This window comes from Arthrobacter sp. GW822-FHT05G07 (genome assembly GCF_058799755.1).
In genome coordinates this window covers 1-14,681 of sequence record NZ_JBXALT010000002.1, presented here as the reverse complement: position 1 = coordinate 14,681, position 14,681 = coordinate 1, and the positions used below count along the sequence as shown (strand labels likewise).

The 14,681-nt window shown below is 62.3% G+C and carries 13 protein-coding genes; 7 read left to right on the top strand and 6 right to left on the bottom strand.

The window, feature by feature from the left end; all coding sequences use genetic code 11:
* Positions 1-168 precede the first annotated feature (168 nt).
* The 6 genes from AC1RJY_RS02950 (at position 169) to AC1RJY_RS02925 (ending at position 5,051) form a co-directional block, all read left to right on the top strand.
* Positions 169-792 carry a superoxide dismutase gene (locus AC1RJY_RS02950; RefSeq protein ID WP_043470256.1) on the top strand — a complete coding sequence of 208 codons (624 nt, stop codon included), beginning with the start codon at positions 169-171 and terminating at the stop codon, positions 790-792.
* A 271-nt stretch (positions 793-1,063) separates the two neighbouring features.
* Positions 1,064-2,074 carry a type I glyceraldehyde-3-phosphate dehydrogenase gene (gap, locus tag AC1RJY_RS02945; RefSeq protein ID WP_014921872.1) on the top strand — a complete coding sequence of 337 codons (1,011 nt, stop codon included), beginning with the start codon at positions 1,064-1,066 and terminating at the stop codon, positions 2,072-2,074.
* Between the two features lie 9 nt (positions 2,075-2,083).
* Positions 2,084-3,310, top strand: a complete 1,227-nt coding sequence (locus AC1RJY_RS02940; protein ID WP_011774777.1) for a phosphoglycerate kinase — start codon at positions 2,084-2,086, stop codon at positions 3,308-3,310.
* A gap of 74 nt (positions 3,311-3,384) precedes the next feature.
* Positions 3,385-4,200, top strand: a complete 816-nt coding sequence (gene tpiA / locus AC1RJY_RS02935) for a triose-phosphate isomerase (protein WP_011774778.1) — start codon at positions 3,385-3,387, stop codon at positions 4,198-4,200.
* 36 nt (positions 4,201-4,236) lie between these two features.
* The gene (gene secG, locus AC1RJY_RS02930) at positions 4,237-4,494 is read left to right on the top strand and encodes a preprotein translocase subunit SecG (RefSeq protein ID WP_011774779.1); all 258 of its coding nucleotides are present in this window, start codon (positions 4,237-4,239) and stop codon (positions 4,492-4,494) included.
* A 161-nt stretch (positions 4,495-4,655) separates the two neighbouring features.
* Positions 4,656-5,051: an RNA polymerase-binding protein RbpA gene (locus AC1RJY_RS02925; RefSeq protein WP_081589140.1), complete on the top strand. Its 396-nt coding sequence runs from the start codon at positions 4,656-4,658 to the stop codon at positions 5,049-5,051.
* On the opposite strand, the gene pgl is transcribed toward AC1RJY_RS02925, so the two are convergent.
* Genes pgl through tkt form a run of 6 tightly spaced genes read right to left on the bottom strand, consistent with a single transcriptional unit; the run spans position 5,004 to position 13,237 of the window.
* On the bottom strand, positions 5,004-5,822 hold the full coding sequence (gene pgl / locus AC1RJY_RS02920; RefSeq protein WP_498601262.1) for a 6-phosphogluconolactonase: 819 nt from the start codon (positions 5,820-5,822) through the stop codon (positions 5,004-5,006). The two genes, AC1RJY_RS02925 and pgl, sit on opposite strands and share 48 nt — an antisense overlap.
* Entirely contained in the window at positions 5,812-6,753 is a 942-nt protein-coding gene (locus tag AC1RJY_RS02915; protein WP_011774781.1) for a glucose-6-phosphate dehydrogenase assembly protein OpcA, read from the bottom strand. Before AC1RJY_RS02915 ends, pgl begins: the two co-directional genes overlap by 11 nt.
* The gene (gene zwf / locus AC1RJY_RS02910; protein WP_011774782.1) at positions 6,750-8,306 is read right to left on the bottom strand and encodes a glucose-6-phosphate dehydrogenase; all 1,557 of its coding nucleotides are present in this window, start codon (positions 8,304-8,306) and stop codon (positions 6,750-6,752) included. Before zwf ends, AC1RJY_RS02915 begins: the two co-directional genes overlap by 4 nt.
* A 15-nt stretch (positions 8,307-8,321) precedes the next feature.
* Complete coding sequence (locus tag AC1RJY_RS02905) at positions 8,322-9,953, bottom strand: phosphoglucose isomerase-related protein (RefSeq protein WP_011774783.1); 1,632 nt, start codon at positions 9,951-9,953, stop codon at positions 8,322-8,324.
* 6 nt (positions 9,954-9,959) lie between these two features.
* Positions 9,960-11,078 carry a transaldolase gene (gene tal, locus AC1RJY_RS02900; RefSeq protein ID WP_377673177.1) on the bottom strand — a complete coding sequence of 373 codons (1,119 nt, stop codon included), beginning with the start codon at positions 11,076-11,078 and terminating at the stop codon, positions 9,960-9,962.
* A 32-nt stretch (positions 11,079-11,110) separates the two neighbouring features.
* Positions 11,111-13,237, bottom strand: coding sequence for a transketolase (gene tkt, locus AC1RJY_RS02895; RefSeq protein ID WP_498601259.1), 2,127 nt, complete (start codon positions 13,235-13,237; stop codon positions 11,111-11,113).
* Positions 13,238-13,665: 428 nt separating this feature from the next.
* Between tkt and AC1RJY_RS02890 the strand changes: the two genes are divergently transcribed.
* Complete coding sequence (locus AC1RJY_RS02890; RefSeq protein WP_011774786.1) at positions 13,666-14,628, top strand: heme o synthase; 963 nt, start codon at positions 13,666-13,668, stop codon at positions 14,626-14,628.
* The last annotated feature ends 53 nt before the right edge of the window (positions 14,629-14,681 follow it).

The following is a 14,681-nucleotide window of genomic DNA, read 5'->3' as shown; positions in this document are numbered from 1 at the left end:
ACCCATAGAATCGAAAAGTGTGAAGGAAATACTGCGAGGCCACCGCGGGTTGTTCCCGGTGGAGGCATGAACAGTCTTCTTCACCAAGGATTTCCGGCCGGCCCGCTGGCCGGATGACATAACGAGAGTTACCAACCCGGACGTGAGTCCATTACATTGGAGGATTTCGTGACAGAGTACGTTCTGCCCGAGCTCGGCTACGACTACGCAGCACTCGAGCCGCACATTTCGGCAAAGATCATGGAGCTGCACCACAGCAAGCACCATGCGGCATACGTTGCAGGCGCCAACAACGCCCTCGCTCAGCTGGCCGAAGCGCGCGAAAAGAATGATTTCGCCAACATCAACCGCCTCTCCAAGGACCTCGCGTTCCACACCGGTGGGCACATCAACCACTCCGTGTTCTGGAACAACATCTCCCCGGACGGCGGCGACAAGCCCGAAGGCGAACTGGCTGCTGCCATTGACGACGCTTTCGGCTCCTTCGATGCTTTCCGTGCCCAGTTCAGCGCGGCTGCACTGGGCCTGCAGGGTTCCGGCTGGGCCTTCCTGGCATACGAGCCCATCGGTGGAAACCTGCTCATCGAGCAGCTCTACGATCAGCAGGGCAACGTGGCAGTGGGCACCACCCCGCTGCTGATGCTGGACATGTGGGAGCACGCCTTCTACCTGGACTACGTCAACGTCAAGGCTGACTACGTCAAGGCCTTCTGGAACATCGTCAACTGGGCCGACGTCGCCAAGCGCTTCGAAGCTGCCCGCGCCAACGCCACGGGCCTCATCGTCCTCTAGTTGGTGAGTCCCGGTTCACGCGAATGTAACAAAAGTCACTTTTGGCGTGAATTGGGGCCAAATGCTGGAAAGCCTGCCTCCGCAGTTGCGGGGGCAGGCTTAGTTAAACGTAAGATGGATCACGGAAGGCGGTTAGCCTTCAGCAACGTGGCTGGTCGCCCTCCGATCTGATAATCACCTCTGCCCAAAGACGTGCGGGGTCTGTTAGTTGGAAATATTTGATCCGACTCACTAGGCGTGCTTGCAAGAGCACCAAGGAGATTGACACATAGTGACCACCCGTATTGGTATCAACGGCTTCGGCCGCATCGGCCGTAACTACTTCCGCGCAGCACTGGCCCAGGGCGCAGACCTTGAGATCGTGGCAGTGAACGACCTCACCAGCCCCGAGACTCTCGCCCACCTCCTGAAGTACGACTCCGTCGGTGGCCGCCTCACGCAGTCCGTGGAGGTTGTTGATGGCAACCTGGTAGTCGATGGCAAGTCCATCACCGTTCTGGCCGAGCGCGATCCCGCCAACCTCCCTTGGGGCGAGCTGGGCGTAGACATCGTCATCGAGTCAACCGGTTTCTTCACCAAGGCAGCAGCCGCGCAGAAGCACATCGATGCCGGCGCCAAGAAGGTCCTCATTTCGGCACCCGCCAGCGACGAAGACATCACCATCGTTATGGGCGTCAACCAGGATCTCTACGATCCCGCAACGCACAACATCATCTCCAACGCATCCTGCACCACCAACTGCCTCGGCCCGCTGGCCAAGGTTGTCAATGACGCTTTCGGCATCGAGCGTGGCCTGATGACCACGGTCCACGCCTACACCGCAGACCAGAACCTGCAGGACGGCCCGCACGGCGATCTCCGCCGCGCCCGTGCTGCCGCCATCAACATGGTTCCCACCTCAACCGGTGCAGCCAAGGCTATCGGCCTGGTCCTGCCGGAACTGAAGGGCAAGCTGGACGGTTACGCCATTCGCGTTCCCGTCCCCACGGGTTCCGCCACGGACCTCACGGTCACCGTTTCCCGCGAAGTCACGGTTGAGGAAGTCAACGCTGCCGTCAAGGCTGCCGCTGAGTCCGAGCAGTTCGCCGGAATCCTCAGCTACACGGATGCCCCTATCGTGTCCTCGGACATCGTCGGAGACCCCGCGTCCTCCATCTTCGATTCCGGCCTCACCAAGGTCATCGGCAACCAGGTCAAGGTTGTTTCCTGGTATGACAACGAGTGGGGCTACTCCAACCGCCTCGTAGACCTCACGGAGCTTGTCGCATCCAAGCTGGGCTAGGGTAGACACATGACATCTCACACCCTCAACGAGCTCATCGCTGAAGGTGTCCGCGGGCGGTACATTTTGGTCAGAAGTGACCTGAATGTGCCGCTCGACGGCTCTGCAGTGACCGATGACGGCCGCATCAAGGCCTCCCTTCCGGTCCTCAAGAAGCTCTCGGACGCCGGTGCCCGTGTGCTCGTAACCGCACACCTCGGACGCCCCAAGGGCGCCCCAGAGGACAAGTACTCGCTCAAGCCCGCTGCGGCCCGCTTGGCGGAGCTCGCGGACTTCAAGGTCCAGTTGGCCAACGACACGGTGGGGGACTCCGCGAAGGAGCTCGCGGCCGGTCTCCAGGACGGCGAAGTACTCGTCTTGGAAAACGTTCGCTTCGATGCCCGCGAAACCAGTAAGGACGACGCCGAGCGCGGCGCCTTCGCTGATGAGCTGGTTGCCCTGACGGGGACCAACGGCGCGTATGTTGACGACGCCTTTGGCGCGGTCCACCGCAAGCACGCCAGCGTCTTCGATGTCGCAACCCGGTTGCCGTCATACCTGGGCGATCTTGTGCACACCGAAGTAGAGGTTCTCCGGAAGCTCACAACGGATACGCAACGTCCCTACGTTGTGGTTCTTGGTGGCTCCAAGGTTTCTGACAAGTTGGCAGTCATTGACAACCTGTTGGGCAAGGCTGACACCATCCTTGTTGGCGGCGGCATGCTGTTCACCTTCCTGGCAGCAGCCGGGCATAAGGTGGCGGGCAGCCTCCTCGAGGAAGACCAGATTCCGGTGGTCCAGGACTACCTCAAGCGCGCATCCGATGCCGGAACGTCGTTCGTGATCCCAACCGATGTTGTGGTCGCCAGCCGTTTCGCTGCGGATGCTGAACACGAGGTCGTTAAGGCAGACGCCATAGAGGACAGCACCTTTGGTGCTTCCGGCATCGGCCTGGACATCGGCCCGGAATCCGCAGCGGCATTCGCGGCCCAGATCGAGGGGGCCAAAACCGTGTTCTGGAACGGCCCCATGGGCGTCTTCGAATTCGAAGCCTTCTCCAGCGGCACGCGCGCCATTGCGCAGGCACTTACGGATACGGTTGCGTTCACCGTGGTTGGTGGTGGCGATTCCGCCGCAGCCGTCCGCACCCTCGGCTTCGAGGATTCGCAGTTCGGCCACATTTCCACCGGTGGCGGTGCCAGCTTGGAATACCTTGAAGGCAAGGAACTTCCCGGTCTGAGCGTCCTGGACCGCTAAGCATCAACCGACCGGCAGGGCGCTACCGCGTCCTGCCGGTCGTTCCATATCTCAACGCATTTTTTGGAGTTCATGTGACTACCTCTGCTAACGGCAACTTCATCCGCAAGCCCTTCATCGCCGGCAACTGGAAGATGAACATGGACCACGTCCAGGGCATCACCTTGCTGCAGAAGCTCGCGTGGACACTGTCAGACGCCAAGCACGACTACAACCGTGCGGAGGTTGCAGTATTCCCTCCGTTCACCGACCTCCGCGGTGTCCAGACACTCGTACAGGGTGATGAACTGGAAATTGTCTACGGTGGCCAGGATCTGTCCCAGTTCGACTCCGGCGCTTACACGGGTGATATCTCCGGTCAGTTCCTCAGCAAGTTGGGCTGCGCCTACGTATTGGTGGGCCACAGTGAGCGCCGCACTATCCACAACGAGTCTGACGAGGTTTTGAACGCCAAGGTCAAGGCCGCCTTCCGCCATGGACTTACTCCCGTACTGTGCGTCGGTGAGGGCCTTGAAGTCCGTCAGGCGGGCACACACGTTGAACACACCTTGGCCCAGCTGCGTGCCGGTGTGGAAGGCCTCACGGCTGAGCAAGCTGCTGAACTCGTTGTGGCTTACGAACCCGTCTGGGCCATCGGTACCGGCGAAGTTGCTGGCCCGGAAGACGCACAGGAAATGTGCGCTGCAATCCGTGCCGAGCTTGCCGAACTCTTCGATGAGACTGTCGCAGGGAAGACGCGCCTCCTTTATGGCGGCTCCGTCAAGGCCAATAATGCTGCCGCCATCATGGCCGAAAGCGACGTTGACGGATTGCTTGTGGGTGGCGCCAGCCTGGACCCCGCCGAGTTTGCTAACATTGTCAGGTTCGAGAGCCACCTCGTCACGGACTAGTCCGGCTCCCGTTTTCCGCTTCTTCGAAAGGCCGTCGTGGACGTTCTTCAAGTCATTCTGCAGATCCTGCTGGGCATCACCAGCCTTCTGCTGACGCTGCTCATCCTCTTGCACAAGGGACGTGGCGGCGGTTTGTCCGACATGTTCGGTGGCGGAATGAGCTCCGGATTGAGTTCATCCGGCGTAGCTGAGCGCAACCTGAACCGCTTCACCATCATTCTCGGAATCACGTGGGGTGTTGTGATCATCGGTTTGGGCCTGATCATGCGATTCAGCTCGGGTGGCGACTCCTAGTCATTGCCAAAAGGGAGGCTCCTGGACAGGAGCCTCCCTTTTTCTTGCCCCCGGGCACCCAACCCTAGTGCCGTCGTCGAGCCCCTCGCATTAGACTGTCCCTGTTGGCCGTAAGGCCACAGGCCGTGACGGCCGACCACCGAGTCGCTAGGGGTTCGAAAATGGTTCATGGCACGTCTGGTTATCGGGGCACTCGCGTAGGCGTAACCCAGGGTTCAGAGCCGCGGCAACAAAGCGACCACGGATCCGGCGAACAGTTGCCGCGTATTCGTGTTCCCTATTGGTGCGCCAAGGGACACGAAACGCGGCTTGTTTTCCTTAAGCTGCCGGACGAGCAGATTCCCAGGACGTGGGACTGCCCCAAATGTGGTTCGCCCGCTACGCGGGATCCCGGCCATCCGGCCCCGGAAAGACCTGACGATGAGATCTTCAAATCGCACTTGGATTACGTTAAAGAACGACGCTCCAGCCAGGATGCCGAAGTGGTCCTGGCTGGAGCGCTGGATCGGTTACGCGCCCGCGGGGTCCTTCCGGACCAACTGCTGGGGGACGCGTGACGCCGCATTCTCGTCGATAAGCCATAGGGTCCTCGCCCGCCCCACAGGACCCGCTGCGGGGACCTGGACGGGGTTGGCGCCTGCGAGGGCCAAGCCCACAGCTCCTGCCTTGTCCTCGCCGGCAACAACCATCCAGATTTCTTGTGCGGTGTTGATTGCAGGAAGCGTCAATGAAATGCGCGACGGCGGTGGCTTGGGTGAGTTCTCGACGCCCACCACGGGACGGGACTTCTCGCGGATGCCGGCTTGCTCGGGGAAAAGCGATGCCACATGCGCATCGGGTCCCACGCCCAGGAGCAGGATGTCGAACCGGGGCAGAGTCCCGGGCTGCTCGGGCCTGTCATCAGACGTGTCTGCTGCGTGCTCGGCCTCTGCAGCTGCCTTGAGCTCTTCAGCGTAGGCAGCTGCTGCCTCGTCCGCCGTAGCGTACTGATCGGCGGAGCCGGGCTCGTGAACCCGGGCAGGATCTACCGCCAAGTGGGAAAGCAAAGCCTGGTGTGCTTGGCGGGTGTTCCTGTCGTCGCTGTCAGCGGCAACAAATCGCTCATCACCCCACCAGAAGTTGACCCTTGACCAGTCGACAGCGGGCGCCGCGGCAGAGTCTGCGACGGCCTTCAGGGTCCCAATGCCAACGGTTCCGCCGGTCAGGACTACTGTGGCCTCGCCATGCTTGTCCTGGACATCCACAAGCTTGGTGATGAGACGTGCCGCAATGGCGGCCATCAACACCTTTGAATCGGGGTGGATGCTTACTCTTGGCTCAGCGTGCACTGGTCTGGACTCTCCTCTGGCTGGTTAGTGGCAGTCCCATCGTAATCACTTCTCCGAAGACTTCGTCCGGATCGAGCCTGCGGAGTTCCTCGGCGAGGCAATCCTTGAGGCTTCTGCGGGGGAGCGTGATACGCTGCGCCGGCTGTCCGGGCTGTGTCAGCTCGGCCACGGACAGGCCGGGACGGAAGAGCTGCACGTCGCCACTGGCGCGGGTGAGGCGCACACGGCGGATGCCGGTTCCTGCCGGATCGGCAACGATCGTGACGGGAGCCTGCAGGGCCAAGCTCAGCCATGCGGCGAGGAGCAGCGTGCTGGGGGAGTCCGAGGCACCTTCCACGGCGACGGCTGATACCGGGTCACCATCAACCTGGTCGAACACGGCTGCGAGCTGCATGCGCCAATTGGTCAGGCGGGTCCAGGCGAGGTCGGTGTCGCCGGCTTTGTACGTGGCCCGGATGTTTTCCAGGGCGAGCCGGGGATCGGGTTCGTTGGCGGAATCCGTGATGCGTCGGTGGGCGATGCGGCCGATCGATGTCTCGCAGGCGCTTTCCGGTGCACCGTGCGGCCACCACGCCACGATCGGTGCGTCCGGGAGCAGCAGCGCAGCGACCAATGATTCGCTCTCGTGCGCCATGTGCCCGTGGCCGCGCAGGACGATGACCTCCGAAGCTCCGGCGTCGCCACCCACGCGGATCTGCGCGTCGAGGCGGTCCGGGCCTTCTACGCCTGCGTCTGCCAGGACAATGATCCGGCACGGGTGTTCCCGGCTGGCTTCATTGGCTGCCTCGATGGCTTCCTCTTCCTGCCCGGACTTGGTCACGACCACCAGGGTGAGGACACGACCCAAGGCGATGACGCCGCCTTGTTCGCGCAGCGACATGATCTTCTTGGAGATCTTGGAGGTGGTGGTATTTGGAAGATCTACGATCATGGCCTTCTCCAGGTTCGTCCGTCGCGAGCCAGCAGGGCGTCGGCCGAGGCCGGGCCCCAGCTGCCGGGTGCGTAGGGTTGCGGTTGTTCGTCCAGGCCGGCCCAGTATTCCTCGAACGGGTCAAGGATCTTCCAGGACAATTCCACTTCCTGGTGGCGCGGGAAGAGCGGCGGTTCGCCCAGGAGCACGTCCAGGATGAGGCGTTCGTAGGCTTCGGGGCTGGACTCCGTAAAGGAGTGGCCGTAGCCGAAGTCCATGGTGACGTCGCGGACTTCCATCTGCGTGCCGGGAACCTTGGAACCGAACCGGATGGTGGCGCCTTCGTCGGGCTGGACACGGATCACTACGGCGTTCTGGCCGAAGTCGTCCTCGCCGTGATCGCGGAAGAGCAGGTTTGGTGCGCGTTTGAAGACCACTGCGATTTCAGTGACGCGGCGGCCGAGGCGTTTGCCGGCGCGCAGGTAAAACGGCACACCGTTCCAGCGGCGGGTGTTGATGTCCACCCGGATCGCAGCGAACGTCTCGGTCTTCGAATCGGCAGGAATACCGTCCTCATCCAGGTATCCGAGGACTTCTTCGCCGCCCTGCCAACCACCGGTGAACTGACCGCGGGCCGAATGGGTGGAGAGGTCATCGGGCAGCTTGACCGCTGCGAGGACCTTTTCCTTCTCCGCCCGCAGATCGTCGGCGTTGAAGGAGATGGGTTCTTCCATCGCCGTCAACGCGAGCAACTGCAGCAGGTGGTTCTGGATGACGTCGCGGGCCGCACCCACGCCGTCGTAGTACCCTGCGCGGCCACCTGTTCCGATGTCCTCGGCCATGGTGATCTGGACGTGGTCTACGTAGTTGGCGTTCCAGAGCGGTTCGAACAACTGGTTCGCGAAACGCAGCGCCAGGATGTTCTGTACCGTCTCCTTGCCCAGGTAGTGGTCGATCCTGAACACGGCATCGGCCGGGAACACCGATTCCACGATGTCGTTCAGCTGCCGGGCAGACTCGAGGTCGTGCCCGAACGGCTTCTCGATGACCACTCGGCGCCACTGACCGGGCTTGGCCTGCGCCAGGCCGTGCTTGGACAGCTGACGACACACCTGCTCGAAGGCCTTCGGCGGGATGGACAGGTAGAAGCCGTGATTGCCGCGGGTGCCACGGGTCTCATCCAGCTCATCCAACACATCACCGAGGCGCTCGAAAGCGTCGTCGTCGTCGAACTCGCCCTGGACAAAGCGGATACCGGAAGCAAGCTGCTCCCACACGGCTTCATCGAACTTGGTCCGGGCGTGGGCCTTGACGTTTTCCTTGACCTCGGCCGCGAAGTCGGCGTTGTCCCAGTCGCGGCGGCCGAAACCCACCAGCGCGAAGCTGGGCGGAAGGAGGCCACGGTTGGCGAGGTCATAGACCGCCGGCATGAGCTTTTTACGGGCGAGGTCGCCGGTGACTCCGAAGAACACCAACGACGACGGCCCGGCAATGCGGTTCAGGCGCCGATCCCGCGGATCCCGCAAGGGGTTCCGGAGACCGGCGGCTTTCCTGCCGTTTTCAGTTTCTGGCATGTTTGGTTCTGTGCCTTAGCTTTCGAGTGCGCTGGCTTGGGTGGTCAGCGCAGCGACGACTTCCTGGAGTTGGGCGACGCCCGCAGCGCGCTCAGTGAGGTGCAGACGCAACACCGGCCGTCCATGGCCTTCCAGTACCTGGGCATCACCTGAGGCCTGTGCGGCAATGAGCTGGCCGAAGGTGAAGGGGCGCTCCGGGATGTCGAGGTCGGTGGAGGATGCCGCAGTGATCTGAAGGAACACACCGATTGCCGGTCCACCCTTGTGGAACTGACCCGTGGAATGAAGGAAACGGGGTCCCCAACCGAAAGTCACCGGACGTCCGCTGACAGCTGCGAGTTCGTCGCGGATTCCTTCGAGCGGTGCGTAGGAAATACGGTCAAAGTAGGCCTGAACGCTCAAGTAACCATCCGCGCCGAGCTGGGCCAGAAGTGCCTGAACAGCTTCCGAAACAGTGGACGCAGAACCAAGCCAGTCTCCGCCGCGAACCTCCACAGCACCGTCGGTGAAGACAGCGGGGGTGGGCTCCGGTCGTGCATCCAGCAAGCCGCGCGCAGCCACCTTCGCGGCTTCGACGTCGGGCTGGTCGTAAGGGTTGATGCCCAGAAGGCGACCAGCCACCGCTGTGGCGAATTCCCAGACGAACATCTGCGAAGGCAGGCCACCGGCAATGGCGACCTCGTTTTCGCGAAGTTCGACGTCGGCATCCGCGCCTACCAGCCGAACCACCAGGACGTCGTCGGCGCCGTTGGTGGCCTCGGGGGAATCCGGTCCGGCGACCACCGGCAGAACGCCAGTGCCAAGCTTGCCCGTGGATTCGGCGATGAGCTGCTCGGCCCAGTCGGCGAAACCAACAATGCCCGAGCCGTCTTCGGCAATGACGATCTTGTTGCGCAGCGGGCTGGTACCACCCAAGGCGATGCCCAAGGCAAGGCCAATGTTATCGGCTGAGTCCTCGTTAAGGATCTCCGCCGCCTCTTCTGCCTCGTCCAGGAATGCCTGAATATCGACACCCGCCAAGCCACTCGGGACCAGACCAAAAGCGGTCAGTGCGGAGAAGCGTCCACCCACGTTGGGATCGGCGTTGAACACCGCACGGTAGCCGGCCTCGCGGGACGCCTTGTCCAAAGGCGAACCCGGATCCGTGACAATGATGATCCGGCTCTTGGCATCTATTCCAGCGTCGTTGAACGCCTTCTCAAAGACGCGTCGCTGGGAGTCGGTTTCAACAGTGGAGCCCGACTTGGAGGAAACAACAATAGCCGTCTCCTCCAACCGATCAGCCAAAGCAGCACTGACCTGCTCAGGATCAGTGCTGTCCAGCACAGTCAGCTCGACGCCGGCAGTACCGGCAATGACCTCAGGAGCCAACGAAGACCCACCCATGCCACACAGGACAATGCGTGAGACACCGTCTGCACGGAGGGCATCACGAAGTTCCAGAATGTCCCCGACCAGGGCCTGGGACACGGTGGCAGCCTCCACCCAGCCCAGACGGATCGCAGACTCGGACTCCGCATCAGGACCCCACAACGTGTGGTCCTTCGCGAAAATCCGGGTCGCGATCTTGTCCTCGACCAGGCTGTCAATGTGCTGGGCGATGGCTTCTTGCGCGGCACCGCTGGCGTCGTAGCTGATTGTGCTCATGATGGGTTAGGAAGCCTTCCGTGCGGTGACCAGTGCGCCTTCGACGTCGGCGAGGAGTTCCTTCCAGGAGCCCACGAACTTCTCGAGGCCTTCGGTCTCGAGGAGGGTGACGACGTCGTTGTAGGAAACACCGAGAGCTTCCAGGGCGTTGAGGGTCTCGTTCGCTTCGTCATAGGTGCCGGTAATGGTGTCACCGGTGACTACGCCGTGATCGAAAGTTGCATCGAGCGTCTTCTCCGGCATGGTGTTGACCACGCCGGCCGCAACGAGTTCCGTCACGTAGAGGGTGTCCGGGTAAGCCGGATCCTTCACACCGGTGGAGGCCCACAGCGGACGCTGAGGAAGCGCGCCGGCCTCGGCCAGCACTGCCCAGCGCTCGGTGGAGAACAGCTCTTCGTAGACCTGGTAGGCCAGGCGAGCGTTGGCCACGCCGGCCTTGCCCTTAAGTGCCTTGGCTTCATCGGTGCCGATGCCGTCGAGGCGCTTGTCGATTTCGGAATCAACGCGGGAAACGAAGAAGGAGGCCACGGAGTGGATCTTGGAGAGGTCGTGGCCGTTCTCCTTGGCCTGCTCAAGGCCGGACTGGAAGGCATTGATGACCGCGCGGTAGCGTTCCAGGGAGAAGATCAGGGTCACGTTGACGCTGATGCCCTCGGCCAGTGTTGCCGTGATGGCTTCAAGGCCTTCCAGGGTTGCCGGGATCTTGATGTGGACGTTGTCCTTGTTGACCTTCGCGTAGAGGTGCTTGGCCTCGGCGATGGTGCCGGCGGTGTCCCAGGCGAGGCGGGGATCAACCTCGATGGAGACGCGGCCGTCCACACCGTTGGTGGCGGCGGCGATCGGCGCGAAGAGATCGCAGGCGTCAGCGACGTCCGTGGTGGTGATTTCGAAGATGGTCTCTTCAACGCTGGCGCCGGCGGCAGCCTGTGCCGCGATAGTGGCGTCGTAGTCCGTGCCGGAGGTGATGGCGGCGTGGAAGATGGACGGGTTGGTGGTCACACCAACAACGTTCTTTTCGTCGATGAGCTTCTGCAGGGTGCCAGTGTCCAGGCGGGTGCGGGAGAGGTCATCGAGCCAGATGGAAACGCCGGCATCAGAGAGCTGCTGCGTGGGAGTGCTAGACATGTTTTTTTCTCCTGTGAGAGGGGAGCAGACTGTTATGCGTTGACGTCTGCGAGGGAGTCTTTGGCTGCGGCTGCAACGGCTTCGGCGGTGATGCCGAATTCGTTGAAGAGCCGCTTGTAGTCGGCCGAGGCACCGAAGTGCTCCAGGGAGATGGAGCGGCCGGCGTCGCCGACGAATTCGCGCCAGCCCAGTGCAAGGCCGGCTTCAACAGAAACGCGGGCCGTCACGGAAGCGGGGAGCACCGATTCGCGGTAGGCCTCGTCCTGCTTGTTGAACCACTCAACGCAGGGCATGGAGACGACGCGCGCTGCGACACCTTCGGCCTGGAGGGCTTCGCGGGCCTGGACTGCCAGCTGGACTTCCGAGCCGGTGCCGATCAGGATGACCTGGGCGTCAACGGTTTCGCCGTCCTTGGAGGCTTCAGCCAGAACGTAACCGCCCTTGGCCACACCTGCGGTGGAACCGAAGGTGTCACCAGTGGCTTCACCTTCGCCGCGGGCGTAGGTGGGGATGTTCTGGCGGGTCAGGACAATGCCGGCCGGGTTCTCGTGGTTCTCCAGCATGGCCTTCCAGGCTGCCGAGACCTCGTTCGCGTCACCGGGGCGGACGACGTCCAGGCCCGGGATGGCACGCAGGGACGCGAGCTGCTCCACCGGCTGGTGGGTGGGGCCGTCTTCGCCCAGGCCGATGGAGTCGTGCGTCCATACGTACAGGGACGGGACACCCATCAGCGCGCCGAGTCGGATGGCCGGGCGCTGGTAGTCGCTGAAGATCAAGAACGTGCCGGAAAACGCGCGGGTGCGGCCGTGCAGGGAGATACCGTTCACGATCGAGGCGGCAGCGTGCTCGCGGATACCGAAGTGCAGCACGCGTCCGTACGGGTTGCCCTTCCAGGCGTCCGTGGAGCGCGAGGTCGGGATGAACGACGGCGAGCCTTCGATGGTGGTGTTGTTGGACTCCGCGAGGTCAGCCGAACCGCCCCAGAGCTCCGGAAGGACCGGGCCGATGGCGTTCAGGACCTTGCCCGAGGCCGCACGGGTGGAAACATCCTTGCCGGCTTCAAACACGGGAAGGGCAGCGTCGATGCCCACAGGAAGCTTCTTGGCTTCAACACGCTCCAGCAGGGCAGCAGCATCCGGGTTGGCGGACTGCCATGCTTCGAACGAGGTCTGCCAGGCAGCGCGTGACTCGGCACCGCGGTCCAGGACCTTGCGGGCGTGCGCCAGAACTTCCTCGTCAACGTCGAAGGACTTGGCAGGATCGAAACCGAGCACGGTCTTCAGTGCTGCGACTTCTTCTGCGCCCAGGGCGGAGCCGTGGATCTTGCCGGTGTTCTGCTTCTTCGGGGCCGGGTAGCCGATGATGGTGCGCAGTGAGATGATGGACGGCTTGTTCGTCTCAGCCTTGGCTGCCTGCAGCGCGGAGTACAGCTCCTGCACGTCTTCGACGTAGTCGCCGGTCTTGGTCCAGTCCACGCGCTGGGTGTGCCAGCCGTAGGCCTCGTAACGCTTGAGGACATCTTCGGTGAAGGCGATGTCGGTGTCGTCTTCGATGGAGATGTGGTTCTCGTCGTAGATCACCACGAGGTTGCCCAGTTCCTGGTGCCCGGCAAGCGAGGACGCCTCGGAAGTCACGCCTTCCTGAAGGTCGCCGTCGGAGGCGATAACCCAGATGGTGTGGTCGAACGGCGACTCGCCGGCGGGAGCGTCGGCGTCGAACAGGCCGCGCTGGCGACGCTGGGAGTAGGCGAAACCAACAGCGGAAGCCAGGCCCTGACCCAGCGGGCCGGTGGTGATTTCCACACCGGCGGTGTGCTTGTACTCCGGGTGGCCCGGGGTCAGCGAACCCCAGGTGCGCAGCGCTTCGAGGTCCTTCAGTTCCAGGCCGTAACCGGAGAGGAACAGCTGGATGTAAAGGGTCAGCGAGGTGTGACCGGGGGACAGGACAAACCGGTCACGGCCGATCCAGTCCGGGTTCTTCGGGTCATGACGCATCAGCTTCTGGAACAGCAGGTACGCTGCCGGAGCCAAGCTCATCGCCGTACCAGGGTGGCCGTTGCCGACCTTCTCCACGGCATCAGCGGCCAACACGCGAACGGTGTCAACAGCCTTCTTGTCCAGATCGGTCCATGACAGTTCTTGCTCTTCCAAATGTGGCACGAAAACCGAGCCCCTCTCTGTGCTGACGGCAGGCTTACGGACACGGCACGCAGGAAGCACAGGATGGCGCCCGCTGCAATGTGTCTACCAGCCGTTCACCATTGAAACGTTGATCTCTCATCCAGACGCACGGATATCCGAGAATACGGTTTCCCGGATCGTCAACGTGTGCTGATCTGCTCAACAGCTTAGCCCTAAACGTGTCGCGGAACTCAGGGAATCCCACTAACTGGACAGAAATTCCCTTATATGAATCACGATTGCTCGCCTTGGCAGTGAAGATTCGGAAACATTGACGTATTTTGCGGACATCGGGCCACTTCCGGCCACGGTATGATATTTGGAGGCCACCAGCGGTTCATGCGCCCGTGTTTGCTTTCGACAACAGGGACGGCAGCCGCTGCGAGAACCCCAGAGCATAGAACAGAGTGACTGCCGCCGTGAGCACAACTGATACGCCCCTTAACGCGTCCCCGGCCCGGGGAAGCATCGGTATTTCCCGTAAGTTCAAGGCGTATCTGGCTCTGACCAAACCCCGTGTCATCGAGCTGCTCCTGGTCAGCACACTGCCCACCATGATCTTCGCGCAGCGCGGTTTTCCCTCCATCGGACTGATCCTGGCAACCCTCGTTGGCGGTGCCTTCGCAGCCGGCAGCGCCGGCGTGTTCAACTGCTACATCGACCGTGACATCGACAAATTGATGCACAGGACCGAGAAACGGCCGTTGGTGACCGGCGAAGTGACACCACGCGAGGCCCTGGTCTTCGCATGGATTCTTGGCGCCGCCTCCATTGCGATCCTGTGGTTCGGTGCCAACCCTCTTTCTGCTTGGCTTGGCCTCGGCGCCATCGTCTTCTATGTGGTCATCTACACGATGATCTTGAAGCGCCGCACCGCCCAGAACATCGTGTGGGGCGGCGCTGCGGGATGCTTCCCGGTGCTCATCGCATGGGCAGCTGTCACCAACACCGTTGAGTGGCCCGCCATCGTCCTGTTCATGGTCATCTTCCTCTGGACGCCCCCACACTACTGGCCGCTCTCCATGCGTTACGGAGAGGACTACCGCAACGCGAAGGTGCCCATGCTCGGCGCAATCGCCGGCGCGAAAGTGGTTTCGGTGCAGGTTGTCCTCTACGCCTGGGCCATGGTTGCCTGCTCCTTGCTGATGGTCCCCGTAGGCGGTGCCGGCTGGGTCTACACCATCGCGGCTGTTGCTGCGGGCGCATGGTTCCTCTACGAGAGCCACGCACTGTACAAGCGCGCACAGGGTGGCGACGTCTCCAACAAGGGCGCCATGAAGGTCTTCCACGGCTCCATCAGCTACCTGACGCTACTCTTCATCGCGTTGGCCGTTGACCCCTTCGTCGGCTCGGCGATCGTCGGCAGCTAGCCCCGGTTCCTCAAGTCTTCACGCAAAAGCGCGACGTCGGCACTCACTCCGGG

What these genes read in the sequence shown, in the direction of transcription:
- AC1RJY_RS02940 (WP_011774777.1), top strand. Translation starts at nt 2,084, where the DNA reads ATGACATCTCACACCCTCAACGAGCTCATCGCTGAAGGTGTCCGCGGG.
- AC1RJY_RS02925 (WP_081589140.1), top strand. Translation starts at nt 4,656, where the DNA reads ATGGTTCATGGCACGTCTGGTTATCGGGGCACTCGCGTAGGCGTAACC.
- AC1RJY_RS02915 (WP_011774781.1), bottom strand. Translation starts at nt 6,753, where the DNA reads ATGATCGTAGATCTTCCAAATACCACCACCTCCAAGATCTCCAAGAAG.
- zwf (WP_011774782.1), bottom strand. Translation starts at nt 8,306, where the DNA reads ATGCCAGAAACTGAAAACGGCAGGAAAGCCGCCGGTCTCCGGAACCCC.
- AC1RJY_RS02905 (WP_011774783.1), bottom strand. Translation starts at nt 9,953, where the DNA reads ATGAGCACAATCAGCTACGACGCCAGCGGTGCCGCGCAAGAAGCCATC.
- tal (WP_377673177.1), bottom strand. Translation starts at nt 11,078, where the DNA reads ATGTCTAGCACTCCCACGCAGCAGCTCTCTGATGCCGGCGTTTCCATC.